Source organism: Kitasatospora sp. NPDC023120 (assembly GCF_055560835.1).
On the sequence record NZ_JBVHHY010000001.1, the window covers coordinates 349,154 to 363,589 of the forward strand.

Consider the following 14,436-nt stretch of genomic DNA (forward strand, 5'->3'; position numbering starts at 1 on the left):
CGCCGGACGCCCGCAGCACGTCAGGAGTTCGGCCGAACCTGTGCCGATCGGGCGCCCGGCCATCGCCCGCAGAGCTCGCCCGCATCCGGCGAGCGGGTCCGACCCGCGGCAGTGTGCCGCTTCACGGAAGCGAAGAGACATGACGGATTTGGCCCCGGACGTCGTCGGCGGCCGCGCCGGCGTGCCCGACGACGAGACGACCACGGCGTCCTCCGACGGATCGCCGAGCGGCCGTCGGGGCGACCGCTTCTCGCGGTGGACCGAGAAGCGCTGGTTCCTCCCGCTCGCGGAGGGCGTGGTCAGCGTCGGCGTCGCGCTCGGCTTCATGCTGCTGTGCACGCACATCAGCGTCAACCCGACCACCCGGATCGGCCAGGTCAGCGGCCTCGCCAAGATCCAGCAGTACGCGGCGCTGCTCGGCATCCCCGCCCTCGCGGTGCTGCTGCTGCTCGCCTACCGCGGGACGCTGCGCTACTACCGGGTCGCGCAGCGGCTGGCCTGCGCCGCCGTCGCGGGCCTGGGCACCGGCGTCGTGGCCGGCGGCATCGTGGTCGCCCTGCACGGCACCCCCTGGGGCCTCGGCGGCCAGGAGGGCGACCCGGGCAACCTCATGGGCATGGCCAACGACATGATCCGCGGTCAGGGACTGCCCGGGGTCTACCCCCCGCTGTTCCCCGCCCTGCTCGCCGTCTGGGCCAAGCTCTTCCACAACGGCATCGCCGGCGTGGGCCACGCGCTCAAGGACCTGCAGCTGATCCTCAGCGCGCTCGTCGGGCCGATGGCCTACCTCTCCTGGCGCATGCTGCTGCGTCCGTTCTGGGCGATGGCGGTCGCGGTGCCGACCTCGATCGTCTTCCTCGACCCGATCCGCCCGTACAGCCACGGCTCCATGCTGGTGCTGCTGCCGCTGCTGGCGGCCTGCTTCCGGGAGATCCGCCGGGCCGGCGAGCTCTCGACCCGCTCCGCGGTGCTGCGCGGCCTCGGCTTCGGCGCCGCGTTCGGCGTGATGTTCCTCTGGTACTCGGGCTGGTACCTGTGGGCGGCGCCGGGCTCGTTCATCCTGGTCCTGATGCTCTTCCCGTGGCGCCGCGGCCGCACGGCCCTCAAGCGCGCGCTGGTCTTCCTGGGCACCATGCTGGTCACCGCGGCCGTGATCGGGGCCCCGCTGCTCTACCAGCTGGTCAAGCTCGGCGCCTCCACGATGGACCGCTACGCCTACATCAACACCTACATCGACCCGGCGTACGTCATGGGCTGGGCGTCGGACCGCTCGGGCACCCTGGACTACCACAACTGGCCGGCTCAGGGTGACATCGCCGGGCAGACCGGTTTCGGCGTGCTGCTGCTGGTCGGCGTGGGCATCGGCGTCGGCCTGGGCCTGCGCAACATGGTGGTCCGCACCGCGGGCTTCGTCCTCGCCGGCGCCTGGCTGCTGCGGTTCTGGTTCGCCTCGCACATGGAGCACAACCAGGCCGTCCAGCTGTACCCGCGCACGACCTGGATCATCCTGTACTGCCTGATCGTCCTGGCCGTCCTGGGCGTCATGCTGACCTACGAGCGCGGCTTCGGCTGGATCCGCGGCACGCTGGGCGAGGTGGCCCCGGCGCGCGCGGCGCGGATCTCCCCGCGGGTGATGTCGCAGCTGGCCGCCGGCCTGGTCTGCGCGCTCGCACTGTTCGCCACCATGGGCGGCTCCTGGTCGGCGAACCGGTTCATGCCGTCCACCAACCCGGGCGTCGAGGACATGGGCCTGGACGCGCTCCGCGCCCACCTGCAGCAGCTCGACAACGGGCAGTGCCCCAAGTACTCGCCGTACAAGGGCAAGCAGGCCTGCAACCCGATCAACATGGACCTGGCCGAGTACACCTTCGTTCCGGACCAGCCGAAGCTCTGGTGCGCCAACGTCACGTCGAAGGACGCGGACGTCACCTGCGGGCGCCCGCCCAAGCACTGACCTGCGGGATCACCCCATCGGGGCCGGTGAGGAGCACCTCACCGGCCCCGATTGGCATCTCGGCTGCTCCATGTGGCAGTATGTCCAAGTTGCTCGGTTGAGTGCCGATGCTGCGCGCCTCCCGCCGGGAGGACCGGAAGCGAGTCCCATGTACTCGTCGTTCCCGTGATGGCCGTCAAGCGTGAGTTCTACGCCACGGCAGCTGCGGGGCGAAAGTACGGGAATCTTCCGGGAAGCGTACGCGGGGCCTCGACCCGGCTCCCCCCACCCGAAAGTTCGAAACCGACGAAGTACTTCGCCGGTTTTTTGCAAGCGCGAGTGCGACACGCCCGAGCGCGGGGGTCGGAGGGGGAATCGTGCAGTGACTAAGGACAAAGGACTACTGAGTAGCCATGGCGGGACAGAAGATCCGCATCCGGCTCAAGGCCTACGACCACGAGGTCATCGACTCCTCGGCGAAGAAGATCGTCGAGACGGTGATCCGTACTGGTGCGCAGGTCGCGGGCCCGGTGCCGCTGCCCACTGAGAAGAACGTGTACTGCGTCATCCGCTCGCCGCACAAGTACAAGGACTCGCGCGAGCACTTCGAGATGCGTACTCACAAGCGTCTGATCGACATCCTCGACCCCACGCCGAAGACGGTTGACTCGCTGATGCGTCTCGACCTGCCGGCGGGCGTCGACATCGAGATCAAGCTCTGAGAGGCGCACCGAAGATGGCTAAGCAGATTAAGGGCATCCTGGGCGAGAAGCTCGGCATGACCCAGGTCTGGGACGAGAACAACCGGGTGGTCCCGGTGACCGTCGTCAAGGCTGGGCCGAATGTCGTGACCCAGGTCCACACCGCCGACAGCCCGGCCGGCTACAGCGCCGTGCAGCTCGGCTTCGGCGAGATCGACCCCCGCAAGGTGAACAAGCCCCTCGCGGGCCACTTCGCCAAGGCCGGTGTCACCCCGCGCCGCCACCTGGTCGAGATCCGTACCTCGGACGCGTCCGAGTACACCCTGGGCCAGGAGATCACCGCCGAGCTGTTCGAGGCGGGTGTCAAGGTCGACGTGACCGGCACCTCCAAGGGCAAGGGCTTCGCCGGTGTCATGAAGCGTCACAACTTCAAGGGTCTCGGCGCCGGTCACGGCACCCAGCGCAAGCACCGTTCCCCCGGTTCCATCGGTGGCTGCGCCACCCCGGGCCGTGTGTTCAAGGGCCTGCGCATGGCTGGTCGGATGGGCCACGAGCGTGTGACCACCCAGAACCTGACCGTGCACGCGGTCGACGCGGAGAAGGGTCTGCTGCTCATCAAGGGCGCCGTCCCGGGCCCGAACGGCGGCCTCGTCCTCGTCCGCACCGCGGCGAAGGGGCTGTGAGGAAATGAGCACCATTGACATCCTGTCGCCGGCTGGCGACAAGACCGGCAGCATCGAGCTGCCGGCCGAGATCTTCGACGCGAAGGTCAGCGTTCCGCTGATGCACCAGGTCGTCGTGGCGCAGCTCGCTGCGGCCCGTCAGGGCACCCACAAGACCAAGACTCGTGGCGAGGTCCGCGGTGGCGGCAAGAAGCCGTACCGCCAGAAGGGCACCGGCCGCGCCCGTCAGGGCTCGACCCGTGCGCCGCAGTTCGCCGGCGGTGGCGTCGTGCACGGTCCCGTGCCGCGCGACTACTCGCAGCGGACCCCGAAGAAGATGATCGCCGCCGCCCTGCGCGGTGCGCTCACCGACCGGGCCCGCCACAACCGCATTCACGTCGTCACCGGCGTGACCGCGACCGAGGCGCCGTCGACCAAGGCCGCCAAGAGCCTGTTCGGCAAGATCACCGAGCGCAAGAACGTCCTCCTGGTCGTCGAGCGCGAGGACGAGCTGGGCCTGAAGTCCGCTCGCAACCTGCCGCACGTGCACATCCTGGACGCCGGTCAGCTGAACACCTACGACGTGCTCGTCTCCGACGATGTGGTCTTCACCCAGGCCGCCTTCGAGCGTTTCGTGGCCGGTCCGGCCGCGTCCGCCAAGGCCGTTGCCGCTGAGGGCGAGCTCGAAGGGAGCGCCGCCTGATGAGCGACGTTACGAGCAAGACGTTCACGGACCCCCGTGACGTCCTGGTGAAGCCGGTCATCTCCGAGAAGAGCTACAGCCTTCTCGACGAGAACAAGTACACGTTCATCGTGTCGCCGGGCGCCAACAAGACCCAGATCAAGCAGGCCGTCGAGGCGGTCTTCTCGGTCAAGGTCGAGGCTGTCAACACGATCAACCGTCAGGGCAAGCGCAAGCGGTCCAAGACGGGCTTTGGCAAGCGCAAGGACACCAAGCGCGCCATCGTGACGCTGGCCGAGGGCAACCGCATCGACATCTTCGGTGGTCCGGTCTCCTGAACAGGGAGATCGTGATCGTCGATTAGGACGAGGACGAGAGAGCCAAATGGGCATCCGCAAGTACAAGCCGACTACGCCGGGCCGTCGTGGCTCCAGCGTGGCCGACTTCGTAGAAATCACGCGGTCCACTCCGGAGAAGTCGCTGGTTCGCCCGCTGCACAGCAAGGGCGGCCGTAACAACGCCGGTCGTGTCACCGCTCGCCACCAGGGTGGCGGTCACAAGCGCGCCTACCGCGTGATCGACTTCCGTCGTCACGACAAGGACGGCGTGCCGGCCAAGGTCGCGCACATCGAGTACGACCCGAACCGCACCGCGCGCATCGCGCTCCTGCACTACGCGGACGGCGAGAAGCGCTACATCATCGCGCCGCGCGGCATCACGCAGGGTGACCGGATCGAGAACGGCCCCGCGGCCGACATCAAGCCGGGCAACAACCTGCCGCTGCGCAACATCCCGGTCGGTACCACCATCCACGCGGTGGAGCTGCGTCCCGGCGGCGGTGCCAAGCTGGCCCGCTCGGCCGGCTCCGGCATCCAGCTGCTGGCGCGTGAGGGCAAGATGGCGCACCTGCGCATGCCCTCCGGTGAGATCCGCCTGGTCGACGCGCGCTGCCGCGCCACCGTCGGCGAGGTCGGCAACGCCGAGCAGTCGAACATCAACTGGGGCAAGGCCGGCCGTATGCGCTGGAAGGGCGTCCGCCCGACCGTGCGTGGTGTCGCCATGAACCCGATCGACCACCCGCACGGTGGTGGTGAGGGTAAGACCTCCGGTGGTCGCCACCCGGTCTCGCCGTGGGGTAAGCCCGAGGGCCGTACCCGTCGCCCGAACAAGGCGTCGGACAAGCTCATCGTGCGCCGCCGCAAGACCAACAAGAAGCGCTAGGAGCAGGTCAGATGCCGCGCAGTCTCAAGAAGGGCCCCTTCATCGACGGCCACCTCATCAAGAAGGTGGACGCTCAGAACGAGGCGGGTACCCAGAACGTCATCAAGACCTGGTCCCGTCGTTCCGTGATCTCCCCGAGCATGCTCGGTCACACGATCGCGGTCCACGATGGCCGCAAGCACGTCCCGGTGTTCGTCACCGAGTCGATGGTCGGCCACAAGCTCGGCGAGTTCGCTCCGACCCGCACCTTCCGTGGCCACGTGAAGGAAGACCGGAAGTCGAAGCGTCGCTAAGCGCCTGAGCTTGACGCGCCACAACGACTCAATGACTTACTCCATTAAGGGGACAACCATGGAAGCCAGGGCTCAGGCGCGGTACATCCGCGTGACGCCCATGAAGGCCCGCCGCGTGGTGGACCTCATCCGTGGCATGAATGCCACGGAGGCCCAGGCCGTCCTGCGTTTCGCTCCGCAGGCCGCCACCGTGCCGGTCGGCAAGGTGCTCGACAGCGCCATTGCCAACGCCGCGCACAACTACAACCACTCCAACGTGGACGACCTCTACATCTCCGAGGCGTACGTTGACGAGGGCCCGACCCTGAAGCGGTTCCGTCCGCGTGCCCAGGGCCGCGCCTACCGGATCCGCAAGCGGACCAGCCACATCACCGTGGTCGTCAGCAGCAAGGAAGGGACCCGGTAATGGGCCAGAAGGTTAACCCGCACGGGTTCCGTCTCGGCATCAGCACGGACTTCAAGTCCCGCTGGTACGCCGACAAGCTGTACAAGGACTACGTCAAGGAAGACGTTGCCATTCGTCGCATGATGACGAAGGGCATGGAGCGCGCCGGCATCTCCAAGGTCGAGATCGAGCGCACCCGCGACCGCGTCCGCGTCGACATCCACACCGCTCGCCCCGGCATCGTCATCGGTCGCCGTGGCACCGAGGCCGACCGCATCCGCGGCGACCTCGAGAAGCTGACCGGCAAGCAGGTCCAGCTGAACATCCTCGAGGTCAAGAACCCCGAGCTGGACGCCCAGCTCGTGGCTCAGGGCGTCGCGGAGCAGCTGTCCTCCCGCGTCTCCTTCCGCCGTGCCATGCGCAAGTCGATGCAGGGCACCATGAAGTCCGGCGCCAAGGGCATCAAGGTCCAGTGCTCCGGTCGTCTCGGCGGCGCCGAGATGAGCCGTTCGGAGTTCTACCGCGAGGGTCGCGTGCCGCTGCACACCCTGCGTGCGAACGTCGACTACGGCTTCTTCGAGGCCAAGACCACCTTCGGCCGCATCGGCGTGAAGGTCTGGATCTACAAGGGCGACGTCAAGAACATCGCCGAGGTCCGCGCTGAGAACGCCGCTGCCCGCTCGGGCAACCGCCCGGCCCGTCCCGAGGGTGGTCGTCCCGCCCGCGGTGGCGAGCGTCGTGGTGGCGAGCGCGGTGGCCGTGGCCGTCGTCCCGCCGCTGCCGAGGCCCCCGCGGCCCCGGTCGCCGAGGCTCCGGCTGCCGAGAACACCGGAACGGAGGCCTGACCCAAATGCTGATCCCCCGTCGGGTCAAGCACCGCAAGCAGCACCACCCGAAGCGCCGTGGCGCCTCCAAGGGTGGCACCGAGCTGGCGTTCGGCCAGTTCGGCATCCAGGCCGTGACCCCGGCCTACGTGACGAACCGTCAGATCGAGTCCGCTCGTATCGCGATCACCCGTCACATCCGTCGTGGCGGCAAGGTCTGGATCAACATCTACCCGGACCGCCCGCTCACCAAGAAGCCGGCCGAGACCCGCATGGGTTCCGGTAAGGGTTCGCCGGAGTGGTGGATCGCGAACGTGCACCCGGGTCGGGTCATGTTCGAGCTGTCGTACCCGAACGAGAAGGTTGCTCGCGAGGCGCTCACCCGCGCCGCGCACAAGCTGCCGATGAAGTGCCGGATCGTCCGGCGCGAGGACGGTGAGAGCTGATGTCGGCCGCTACCAAGGCTGCTGAGCTTCGCTCGCTGGACAACGAGGGTCTCGTTGCCAAGCTGCGCGAGGCCAAGGAGGAGCTGTTCAACCTCCGCTTCCAGGCGGCGACCGGGCAGCTCGACAACCACGGACGGCTCAAGCTCGTCCGCAAGGACATCGCGCGGATCTACACCCTGATGCGCGAGCGCGAGCTGGGCATCGAGACGGTGGAGAACGCCTGATGACTGAGAACACCAACGAGACGCGCGGTTTCCGCAAGACCCGTGAGGGTCTCGTCGTCAGCGACAAGATGGACAAGACCGTCGTCGTCGCCGTCGAGGACCGCGTCAAGCACGCTCTGTACGGCAAGGTCATCCGCCGTACGAACAAGCTGAAGGCGCACGACGAGCAGAACGCGTGCGGCGTGGGCGACCGGGTCCTCCTCGCGGAGACCCGCCCGCTGTCCGCGACGAAGCGCTGGCGCGTCGTCGAGATCCTCGAGAAGGCCAAGTAACGAAGCCGATGAGGTACGGCCGTATGTGCACCGGGTCCGTTCAGGACGCCGGTGTGAGCAGCGGCCGGCCCGTCGACTCTCGTTGACGATCAGGAGAAAGCTGTGATCCAGCAGGAGTCGCGACTGCGTGTTGCCGACAACACTGGTGCCAAGGAGATCCTTTGCATCCGTGTTCTCGGTGGCTCCGGTCGCCGCTACGCCGGAATCGGGGACGTCATCGTCGCGACCGTCAAGGACGCGATCCCCGGTGGCTCGGTGAAGAAGGGTGACGTCGTCAAGTGCGTCGTCGTCCGCACCGTCAAGGAGCGTCGTCGTCCGGATGGCTCGTACATCCGTTTCGACGAGAACGCTGCTGTCGTGCTGAAGAACACCGAGGGTGACCCCCGTGGCACCCGCATCTTCGGCCCGGTGGGCCGCGAGCTGCGCGACAAGAAGTTCATGAAGATCATCTCGCTGGCGCCGGAGGTGCTCTAACCCATGGCGAACAGCATGAAGATCAAGAAGGGTGACCTGGTTCAGGTCATCACCGGCAAGGACAAGGGCAAGCAGGGCAAGGTCATCCAGGCCCTGCCGGCTGAGAACAAGGTCCTGGTCGAGGGTGTGAACCGGGTCAAGAAGCACACCAAGCCGGGTCCGGGCACCCAGGGTGGCATCGTCACCGTCGAGGCCCCGGTTCACGTCTCCAACGTCCAGCTGGTCGTGGAGAAGGACGGCAAGAAGGTCGTCACCCGCGTTGGCTACCGCTTCGACGACGAGGGCAACAAGATCCGCGTTGCCAAGCGAACCGGTGAGGACATCTGATGTCTGAGACGACTGTTGAGAAGGTGGCCCCCCGCCTCAAGGAGCGTTACAACTCCGAGATCAAGGGCCAGCTGCACGAGCAGTTCAAGTACGAGAACGTCATGCTGATCCCCGGCCTGGTCAAGGTCGTGGTCAACATGGGTGTCGGCGAGGCTGCCCGTGACAGCAAGCTGATCGAAGGTGCCATCAAGGACCTGACCGCGATCACCGGTCAGAAGCCGGCCGTCACCAAGGCCCGCAAGTCCATCGCGCAGTTCAAGCTGCGCGAGGGCCAGCCGATCGGCACGCACGTCACCCTCCGTGGTGACCGCATGTGGGAGTTCCTGGACCGTCTGGTTTCGCTGGCCCTGCCGCGAATCCGTGACTTCCGTGGTCTCTCCCCGAAGCAGTTCGACGGCCGTGGCAACTACACCTTCGGTCTGACCGAGCAGGTTATGTTCCACGAGATCGACCAGGACAAGGTCGACCGTCAGCGCGGTATGGACATCACCGTCGTGACCACCGCTCAGACCGACGACGAGGGCCGGGCGCTCCTGCGCGCTCTGGGCTTCCCGTTCAAGGAGGCGTGAGCCAATGGCGAAGAAGTCCCTCATCGCGAAGTCCGAGCGCAAGCCGAAGTTCGGCGTCCGGGCCTACACCCGGTGCCAGCGCTGCGGCCGTCCGCACTCGGTGTACCGCAAGTTCGGCCTGTGCCGTGTCTGCCTCCGTGAGATGGCGCACCGCGGCGAGCTGCCGGGCGTGACCAAGAGCTCCTGGTAATCCAGGCGCTTTAGGCACACAGCGAAGCAGAGGTGCCCGATCCCACACCGGCCCGTTTTGGGCCTGCCGTACGGCTTCCCGTAAGGTAGTGGGGTCGGGCCCCCTGCCGCGGCTTCCCCATGGACGTCCGTGGCCCTTCATCGGAAGGGCTCGCACCCAGTCTTACTACGTCGTAGGTCCCCTGCGCTTGTGCCCCTGACGAACTCGGAAGAGTGCGGAAGGGGGACCTGGTGCGGAGAAACCACGGCGAGAGAGGCCTGAGGCCATCATGACCATGACCGACCCCATCGCAGACATGCTCACGCGTCTGCGTAACGCGAACTCGGCGTACCACGACTCTGTCGCGATGCCGTCGAGCAAGATCAAGGCGCACGTCGCCGAGATCCTGCAGCAGGAGGGTTACATCTCCTCCTACAAGGTTGAGGAGCCCGCTGAGGGCGAGGTCGGCAAGAAGCTGACCATCGAGCTCAAGTTCGGCCCCAACCGTGAGCGCTCCATCGCCGGCATCAAGCGCATCAGCAAGCCGGGTCTGCGCGTTTACGCAAAGTCCACCAACCTGCCGAAGGTTCTCGGCGGCCTGGGCGTGGCGATCATCTCCACGTCGTCCGGCCTCCTGACCGACAAGCAGGCCGCCAAGAAGGGCGTAGGCGGAGAAGTTCTCGCCTACGTCTGGTAATTCGGGAAACGGAGGTACAGCAATGTCGCGCATTGGACGGCTGCCCATCCAGGTCCCCGCTGGCGTGGACGTCACCATCGATGGCCAGGCGGTCTCGGTGAAGGGCCCCAAGGGTTCCCTCACCCACGTCGTCGCTGAGCCGATCGAGATCGGCAAGGGCGAGGACGGCACCGTGCTCGTCACCCGCCCCAACGACGAGCGTCGCTCGAAGGCCCTCCACGGCCTGACCCGCACGCTGGTGGCGAACATGATCACCGGCGTGACCGCGGGCTACCGCAAGTCGCTGGAGATCAGCGGTGTTGGTTACCGCGTCGCGGCGAAGGGCTCCGACATGGAGTTCTCGCTCGGCTACAGCCACCCGATCCTGGTCACCGCGCCGGAGGGCATCTCCTTCGTCGTCGAGTCGCCCACCAAGTTCCACGTGGACGGCATCGACAAGCAGAAGGTCGGCGAGATCGCCGCCAACATCCGCAAGCTGCGCAAGCCGGACCCGTACAAGGCCAAGGGTGTCAAGTACGCGGGCGAGGTCATCCGCCGCAAGGTCGGAAAGAGTGGTAAGTAAGCGATGAGTGTCTCTGTCAAGATCGGCAAGGGCAACGCCTACAAGAGCGCCGCTCGTAAGCGCCGCGCGATCCGCGTTCGCAAGCGCGTCGTCGGCACCGAGGTGCGTCCGCGTCTCGTCGTGACGCGCTCGAACCGTCACATGGTCGCCCAGGTCATCGACGACGCCAAGGGTCACACCCTGGCGTCGGCGTCCACCCTCGACGTGTCCATCAAGGGCGCCGAGGGCGACAAGACCGAGCTGGCCAAGAAGGTCGGGAGCCTGGTCGCCGAGCGCGCCAAGGCCGCCGGCATCGAGTCGGTCGTCTTCGACCGCGCGGGCAACCGGTACGCCGGCCGCATCGCCGCCCTGGCGGACGCGGCTCGCGAGGCCGGGCTCGACTTCTAAGCCGCTCGTCGACTCTGTCGACGGACGTAAACGAGAGAGGTAATTCCAATGGCTGGACCCCAGCGCCGCGAAGGCGGCGCCGGTCGCGGCACGGGTGGCGAGCGGCGCGACCGTAAGCGTGACGGTCAGGGCAACGCCCCGGCTGTCGAGAAGACCGCTTACGTCGAGCGCGTCGTCGCGATCAACCGTGTCGCCAAGGTTGTCAAGGGTGGCCGTCGCTTCAGCTTCACCGCGCTCGTCGTGGTGGGCGATGGCGAGGGCACCGTGGGTGTCGGTTACGGCAAGGCGAAGGAGGTTCCGGCCGCCATCGCCAAGGGTGTTGAGGAGGCCAAGAAGAACTTCTTCAAGGTCCCCCGTATCCAGGGCACCATCCCGCACCCCATCCAGGGTGAGAAGGCCGCCGGCGTCGTGCTGCTGAAGCCCGCCGCCCCCGGTACCGGTGTTATCGCCGGTGGTCCGGTGCGCGCCGTCCTGGAGTGCGCCGGCATCCACGACATCCTGTCGAAGTCGCTCGGCTCGGACAACGCGATCAACATCGTGCACGCCACCGTGGCTGCTCTGAAGGGCCTCGTCCGCCCCGAGGAGATCGCCGCCCGTCGTGGCCTGCCGCTGGAGGACGTGGCTCCCGCCGCCCTGCTGCGGGCTCGTGCTGCTGGGGTGAGCGCCTGATGGCTCGCCTGAAGATCACGCAGACCAAGTCGTACATCGGCAGCAAGCAGAATCACCGTGACACCCTGCGTTCGCTTGGTCTCAAGCGCATGCACGACGTCGTGGTGAAGGAGGACCGTCCCGAGATCCGCGGGATGGCCCACACGGTCCGTCACCTGGTGACGGTTGAGGAGGTGGACTGATCATGGGCGACAACCCGATCAAGATCCACAACCTGCGTCCCGCCCCGGGTGCCAAGACCGACAAGATCCGCGTGGGTCGTGGTGAGGGCTCCAAGGGTAAGACCGCCGGTCGTGGTACCAAGGGCACCAAGGCCCGCTACCAGGTTCCGCAGCGCTTCGAGGGTGGCCAGATGCCGCTCCACATGCGCCTGCCGAAGCTGAAGGGCTTCAAGAACCCGTTCAAGATCACGTTCCAGGTCGTCAACCTCGACAAGCTGGCCGAGCTCTACCCGCAGGGTGGCGAGGTCACGGTCGAGGACCTGGTCGCCAAGGGCGCGGTTCGCAAGAACTCCCTCGTCAAGGTGCTCGGCACCGGCGAGGTCTCGGTTGCGCTGCAGGTGACGGTCGACGCCGTCTCCGGCTCGGCCGCCGAGAAGATCAAGGCCGCCGGCGGTACGGTCACCGAGCTCGTCTGAGCCCGCTGAGAACCGCCTTCGAGCCCCGCACCTCCTCCGGGAGGTGCGGGGCTCGTGCCGTTCTCCGGGATTTCCGGCCGGAAAGGCCCTCGTTCTTTTGTGTGGCAAACCCGGGCATCCCGTACCCCGTGAGTGGGGGACCGGCCGTACGCGCTTCTTCGGAGTGGCCGCGCACTGTTAGAGTCCGTGGAGTTCCCTTGTAGGCTGCGCGTAGGCTCGCCTGTGCCGTCTGTACGGGGGCCCGAACCGCAAACTCCCCAATTCCAGGACCGACCCTCCCGCCGACGACGCGCGGGAGGCGCAGGAGGCACCGTGCTCAGTGCGTTCGCGCGGGCGTTCCAGACGCCCGACCTGCGCAAGAAGCTGCTGTTCACGCTGGGCATCATGGTGCTGTTCCGGCTGGGCTCGCACATTCCGATTCCGGGCGTGAGCTTCACGGCCGTGAACGAATGCGTGAAGGAGACCAAGAACAGCGGGCTCTTCGGGCTCGTCAACCTGTTCAGCGGTGGCGCGCTCCTCCAGTTGACGATCTTCGCCCTCGGCATCATGCCGTACATCACGGCGAGCATCATCCTCCAGCTCCTCACCGTCGTGATCCCGCGACTGGAGATGCTGAAGAAGGAGGGCCAGGCCGGCCAGGCCAAGATCACCCAGTACACGCGCTACCTGACCATCGCGCTCGCCGTGCTGCAGGGCACCGGCATCGTGGCGACGGCCTCCAGCGGCGCGCTGTTCTCGGGCTGCCCGCTGGCCAACCAGATCGTGCCGGACACCAGCGTGTTCCGGATCGCCGTCATGGTGCTCACCATGACCGCCGGCACCACGGTCATCATGTGGCTGGGCGAGCTGATCACCGACCGCGGCATCGGCAACGGCATGTCGCTGCTGATCTTCACCTCGATCGCGGCCCAGTTCCCGTCCTCGATGTGGGCGATCAAGCAGTCCGGCACCATCGGCGACGGCTGGGTCGAGTTCCTCTCCGTGGTCGCCGTCGGCATCGTCGTCGTGATGCTGGTCATCTTCGTCGAGCAGGCGCAGCGCCGGATCCCGGTCCAGTACGCGAAGCGGATGATCGGCCGGCGCGCGTTCGGCGGCACCTCGACCTACATCCCGCTCAAGGTGAACCAGGCCGGTGTCATCCCGGTCATCTTCGCCTCGTCGCTGCTCTACATTCCCGCCCTGGTGGTCCAGCTGACCAACAGCCAGGCGGGCTGGGCCACCTGGATCCGGACGAACTTCGTCAAGGGTGACCACCCGATCTACATGGCCACCTACTTCCTGCTGATCGTCTTCTTCGCGTTCTTCTACGTCGCCATCTCCTTCAACCCCGAAGAAGTTGCCGACAATATGAAGAAGTATGGTGGGTTCATCCCGGGCATCCGGGCCGGCCGGCCGACGGCCGAGTACCTGAACTACGTGCTGACCCGAATCACGTGGCCGGGTTCGCTCTACCTGGGCCTGATCGCGTTGATCCCGATGATCGCCCTGGTCGCCTTCGGACAGCAGACCAACTTCCCGTTCGGCGGCACCAGCGTTCTCATCGTCGTCGGCGTCGGACTCGAAACTGTGAAGCAGATCGAGAGCCAGCTCCAGCAGCGCAATTACGAAGGGTTCCTCCGCTGATGCGTATCGTCCTCGTCGGTCCTCCCGGGGCCGGGAAGGGTACTCAGGCGCACCTGCTCGCCAAGACCCTGTCCATCCCCCACATCTCCACCGGAGACCTGTTCCGTGCCAACATCGGCCAGGGCACCCCGCTGGGGCTCGAGGCCAAGGGCTACATGGACGCCGGTCGCCTGGTGCCGGACGAGGTCACCATCGGGATGGCCAAGGACCGGATGCTCCAGCCCGACGCCGCCAACGGCTTCCTGCTCGACGGCTTCCCGCGCAACCTGGGTCAGGCCAAGGCGCTCGACGAGTTCCTGGGCGAGCAGGGCATCAAGCTGGACGGTGTGCTGGACCTGGAGGTCCCCGAGGACGAGGTCGTCAAGCGGATCGCGGGCCGTCGCCTGTGCCGCAAGGACGGCAGCCACGTCTTCCACGTCGCGTACAACCCGCCGAAGGTCGAGGACGTCTGCGACGAGTGCGGCGGCGAGCTGTACCAGCGCTCGGACGACACCGAGGAGGCCGTGCGGGTCCGGCTGGAGGAGTACCACTCCAAGACCGAGCCGATCATCGGCTACTACCAGGACCAGGGGCTGCTGGTGACCATCCCGGCCCTCGGCAAGGTGGACGAGGTCACCGCGCGCGCGATCGAGGCGCTGAAGCAGGACAGCTGAGTCTCTCGGCGAACGTACGACGGTAC

At 66.8% G+C, this 14,436-nt stretch carries 24 protein-coding genes; all 24 read left to right on the plus strand.

Annotation, left to right across the window (positions count from 1 at the left end):
- The first annotated feature begins 139 nt into the window (after positions 1–139).
- The 24 genes from ACZ3TI_RS01685 (at position 140) to ACZ3TI_RS01800 (ending at position 14,410) form a co-directional block, all read left to right on the plus strand.
- Positions 140–1,954, plus strand: a complete 1,815-nt coding sequence (locus ACZ3TI_RS01685; RefSeq protein ID WP_465722198.1) for a hypothetical protein — start codon at positions 140–142, stop codon at positions 1,952–1,954.
- Positions 1,955–2,346: 392 nt separating this feature from the next.
- Positions 2,347–2,655, plus strand: a complete 309-nt coding sequence (rpsJ, locus tag ACZ3TI_RS01690; RefSeq protein WP_012785157.1) for a 30S ribosomal protein S10 — start codon at positions 2,347–2,349, stop codon at positions 2,653–2,655.
- Between the two features lie 14 nt (positions 2,656–2,669).
- A complete protein-coding gene (gene rplC, locus ACZ3TI_RS01695) occupies positions 2,670–3,317 on the plus strand; it encodes a 50S ribosomal protein L3 (RefSeq protein WP_207810335.1) in 648 nt (215 codons plus the stop codon).
- Between the two features lie 4 nt (positions 3,318–3,321).
- On the plus strand, positions 3,322–3,999 hold the full coding sequence (gene rplD / locus ACZ3TI_RS01700; RefSeq protein WP_097237486.1) for a 50S ribosomal protein L4: 678 nt from the start codon (positions 3,322–3,324) through the stop codon (positions 3,997–3,999).
- Positions 3,999–4,316 carry a 50S ribosomal protein L23 gene (gene rplW / locus ACZ3TI_RS01705; RefSeq protein ID WP_030280768.1) on the plus strand — a complete coding sequence of 106 codons (318 nt, stop codon included), beginning with the start codon at positions 3,999–4,001 and terminating at the stop codon, positions 4,314–4,316. Before rplD ends, rplW begins: the two co-directional genes overlap by 1 nt.
- Before the next feature lie 46 nt (positions 4,317–4,362).
- Positions 4,363–5,199 carry a 50S ribosomal protein L2 gene (gene rplB, locus ACZ3TI_RS01710; protein WP_209414068.1) on the plus strand — a complete coding sequence of 279 codons (837 nt, stop codon included), beginning with the start codon at positions 4,363–4,365 and terminating at the stop codon, positions 5,197–5,199.
- Between the two features lie 11 nt (positions 5,200–5,210).
- Positions 5,211–5,492 (plus strand): 30S ribosomal protein S19, encoded by a 282-nt coding sequence (rpsS, locus tag ACZ3TI_RS01715; RefSeq protein ID WP_030280772.1) that lies wholly within the window; start codon positions 5,211–5,213, stop codon positions 5,490–5,492.
- Between the two features lie 58 nt (positions 5,493–5,550).
- Positions 5,551–5,898: a 50S ribosomal protein L22 gene (rplV, locus tag ACZ3TI_RS01720; protein ID WP_030280773.1), complete on the plus strand. Its 348-nt coding sequence runs from the start codon at positions 5,551–5,553 to the stop codon at positions 5,896–5,898.
- Positions 5,898–6,722: a 30S ribosomal protein S3 gene (rpsC, locus tag ACZ3TI_RS01725; protein WP_030055823.1), complete on the plus strand. Its 825-nt coding sequence runs from the start codon at positions 5,898–5,900 to the stop codon at positions 6,720–6,722. Before rplV ends, rpsC begins: the two co-directional genes overlap by 1 nt.
- A gap of 5 nt (positions 6,723–6,727) precedes the next feature.
- On the plus strand, positions 6,728–7,147 hold the full coding sequence (gene rplP / locus ACZ3TI_RS01730; protein WP_030300385.1) for a 50S ribosomal protein L16: 420 nt from the start codon (positions 6,728–6,730) through the stop codon (positions 7,145–7,147).
- Positions 7,147–7,371, plus strand: a complete 225-nt coding sequence (gene rpmC, locus ACZ3TI_RS01735) for a 50S ribosomal protein L29 (protein ID WP_030232478.1) — start codon at positions 7,147–7,149, stop codon at positions 7,369–7,371. The genes rplP and rpmC overlap by 1 nt, the downstream gene beginning before the upstream one ends.
- A complete protein-coding gene (rpsQ, locus tag ACZ3TI_RS01740; RefSeq protein WP_030280777.1) occupies positions 7,371–7,643 on the plus strand; it encodes a 30S ribosomal protein S17 in 273 nt (90 codons plus the stop codon). Before rpmC ends, rpsQ begins: the two co-directional genes overlap by 1 nt.
- A 102-nt stretch (positions 7,644–7,745) precedes the next feature.
- A complete protein-coding gene (gene rplN / locus ACZ3TI_RS01745) occupies positions 7,746–8,117 on the plus strand; it encodes a 50S ribosomal protein L14 (RefSeq protein WP_030232481.1) in 372 nt (123 codons plus the stop codon).
- Between the two features lie 15 nt (positions 8,118–8,132).
- On the plus strand, positions 8,133–8,444 hold the full coding sequence (rplX, locus tag ACZ3TI_RS01750; RefSeq protein ID WP_100892787.1) for a 50S ribosomal protein L24: 312 nt from the start codon (positions 8,133–8,135) through the stop codon (positions 8,442–8,444).
- The gene (rplE, locus tag ACZ3TI_RS01755) at positions 8,444–9,013 is read left to right on the plus strand and encodes a 50S ribosomal protein L5 (RefSeq protein ID WP_350519913.1); all 570 of its coding nucleotides are present in this window, start codon (positions 8,444–8,446) and stop codon (positions 9,011–9,013) included. Before rplX ends, rplE begins: the two co-directional genes overlap by 1 nt.
- A 4-nt stretch (positions 9,014–9,017) precedes the next feature.
- The gene (locus ACZ3TI_RS01760) at positions 9,018–9,203 is read left to right on the plus strand and encodes a type Z 30S ribosomal protein S14 (protein ID WP_030055830.1); all 186 of its coding nucleotides are present in this window, start codon (positions 9,018–9,020) and stop codon (positions 9,201–9,203) included.
- A gap of 268 nt (positions 9,204–9,471) precedes the next feature.
- Complete coding sequence (rpsH, locus tag ACZ3TI_RS01765; RefSeq protein ID WP_207810340.1) at positions 9,472–9,879, plus strand: 30S ribosomal protein S8; 408 nt, start codon at positions 9,472–9,474, stop codon at positions 9,877–9,879.
- 22 nt (positions 9,880–9,901) lie between these two features.
- Positions 9,902–10,441: a 50S ribosomal protein L6 gene (gene rplF, locus ACZ3TI_RS01770; protein WP_465722201.1), complete on the plus strand. Its 540-nt coding sequence runs from the start codon at positions 9,902–9,904 to the stop codon at positions 10,439–10,441.
- Positions 10,442–10,444: 3 nt separating this feature from the next.
- Positions 10,445–10,828 carry a 50S ribosomal protein L18 gene (gene rplR, locus ACZ3TI_RS01775; protein ID WP_030280785.1) on the plus strand — a complete coding sequence of 128 codons (384 nt, stop codon included), beginning with the start codon at positions 10,445–10,447 and terminating at the stop codon, positions 10,826–10,828.
- 48 nt (positions 10,829–10,876) lie between these two features.
- A complete protein-coding gene (gene rpsE, locus ACZ3TI_RS01780; protein ID WP_465722203.1) occupies positions 10,877–11,497 on the plus strand; it encodes a 30S ribosomal protein S5 in 621 nt (206 codons plus the stop codon).
- Complete coding sequence (rpmD, locus tag ACZ3TI_RS01785) at positions 11,497–11,679, plus strand: 50S ribosomal protein L30 (protein ID WP_030055835.1); 183 nt, start codon at positions 11,497–11,499, stop codon at positions 11,677–11,679. The genes rpsE and rpmD overlap by 1 nt, the downstream gene beginning before the upstream one ends.
- Before the next feature lie 2 nt (positions 11,680–11,681).
- On the plus strand, positions 11,682–12,134 hold the full coding sequence (gene rplO, locus ACZ3TI_RS01790; RefSeq protein WP_030280790.1) for a 50S ribosomal protein L15: 453 nt from the start codon (positions 11,682–11,684) through the stop codon (positions 12,132–12,134).
- 312 nt (positions 12,135–12,446) lie between these two features.
- Positions 12,447–13,757: a preprotein translocase subunit SecY gene (gene secY / locus ACZ3TI_RS01795; RefSeq protein WP_465722205.1), complete on the plus strand. Its 1,311-nt coding sequence runs from the start codon at positions 12,447–12,449 to the stop codon at positions 13,755–13,757.
- Positions 13,757–14,410: an adenylate kinase gene (locus ACZ3TI_RS01800; protein ID WP_465722207.1), complete on the plus strand. Its 654-nt coding sequence runs from the start codon at positions 13,757–13,759 to the stop codon at positions 14,408–14,410. The genes secY and ACZ3TI_RS01800 overlap by 1 nt, the downstream gene beginning before the upstream one ends.
- The last annotated feature ends 26 nt before the right edge of the window (positions 14,411–14,436 follow it).

What these genes read in the sequence shown, in the direction of transcription:
- rplB (WP_209414068.1), top strand. Translation starts at nt 4,363, where the DNA reads ATGGGCATCCGCAAGTACAAGCCGACTACGCCGGGCCGTCGTGGCTCC.
- rplV (WP_030280773.1), top strand. Translation starts at nt 5,551, where the DNA reads ATGGAAGCCAGGGCTCAGGCGCGGTACATCCGCGTGACGCCCATGAAG.
- rplC (WP_207810335.1), top strand. Translation starts at nt 2,670, where the DNA reads ATGGCTAAGCAGATTAAGGGCATCCTGGGCGAGAAGCTCGGCATGACC.
- rpsS (WP_030280772.1), top strand. Translation starts at nt 5,211, where the DNA reads ATGCCGCGCAGTCTCAAGAAGGGCCCCTTCATCGACGGCCACCTCATC.
- rplO (WP_030280790.1), top strand. Translation starts at nt 11,682, where the DNA reads ATGGGCGACAACCCGATCAAGATCCACAACCTGCGTCCCGCCCCGGGT.
- rplP (WP_030300385.1), top strand. Translation starts at nt 6,728, where the DNA reads ATGCTGATCCCCCGTCGGGTCAAGCACCGCAAGCAGCACCACCCGAAG.
- ACZ3TI_RS01800 (WP_465722207.1), top strand. Translation starts at nt 13,757, where the DNA reads ATGCGTATCGTCCTCGTCGGTCCTCCCGGGGCCGGGAAGGGTACTCAG.
- rpsH (WP_207810340.1), top strand. Translation starts at nt 9,472, where the DNA reads ATGACCATGACCGACCCCATCGCAGACATGCTCACGCGTCTGCGTAAC.
- rplR (WP_030280785.1), top strand. Translation starts at nt 10,445, where the DNA reads ATGAGTGTCTCTGTCAAGATCGGCAAGGGCAACGCCTACAAGAGCGCC.
- ACZ3TI_RS01760 (WP_030055830.1), top strand. Translation starts at nt 9,018, where the DNA reads ATGGCGAAGAAGTCCCTCATCGCGAAGTCCGAGCGCAAGCCGAAGTTC.
- ACZ3TI_RS01685 (WP_465722198.1), top strand. Translation starts at nt 140, where the DNA reads ATGACGGATTTGGCCCCGGACGTCGTCGGCGGCCGCGCCGGCGTGCCC.
- rplE (WP_350519913.1), top strand. Translation starts at nt 8,444, where the DNA reads ATGTCTGAGACGACTGTTGAGAAGGTGGCCCCCCGCCTCAAGGAGCGT.
- rpsJ (WP_012785157.1), top strand. Translation starts at nt 2,347, where the DNA reads ATGGCGGGACAGAAGATCCGCATCCGGCTCAAGGCCTACGACCACGAG.
- rplF (WP_465722201.1), top strand. Translation starts at nt 9,902, where the DNA reads ATGTCGCGCATTGGACGGCTGCCCATCCAGGTCCCCGCTGGCGTGGAC.
- rplD (WP_097237486.1), top strand. Translation starts at nt 3,322, where the DNA reads ATGAGCACCATTGACATCCTGTCGCCGGCTGGCGACAAGACCGGCAGC.
- rpmD (WP_030055835.1), top strand. Translation starts at nt 11,497, where the DNA reads ATGGCTCGCCTGAAGATCACGCAGACCAAGTCGTACATCGGCAGCAAG.
- rpsQ (WP_030280777.1), top strand. Translation starts at nt 7,371, where the DNA reads ATGACTGAGAACACCAACGAGACGCGCGGTTTCCGCAAGACCCGTGAG.
- rplW (WP_030280768.1), top strand. Translation starts at nt 3,999, where the DNA reads ATGAGCGACGTTACGAGCAAGACGTTCACGGACCCCCGTGACGTCCTG.
- rpmC (WP_030232478.1), top strand. Translation starts at nt 7,147, where the DNA reads ATGTCGGCCGCTACCAAGGCTGCTGAGCTTCGCTCGCTGGACAACGAG.
- rpsE (WP_465722203.1), top strand. Translation starts at nt 10,877, where the DNA reads ATGGCTGGACCCCAGCGCCGCGAAGGCGGCGCCGGTCGCGGCACGGGT.
- rpsC (WP_030055823.1), top strand. Translation starts at nt 5,898, where the DNA reads ATGGGCCAGAAGGTTAACCCGCACGGGTTCCGTCTCGGCATCAGCACG.
- rplX (WP_100892787.1), top strand. Translation starts at nt 8,133, where the DNA reads ATGAAGATCAAGAAGGGTGACCTGGTTCAGGTCATCACCGGCAAGGAC.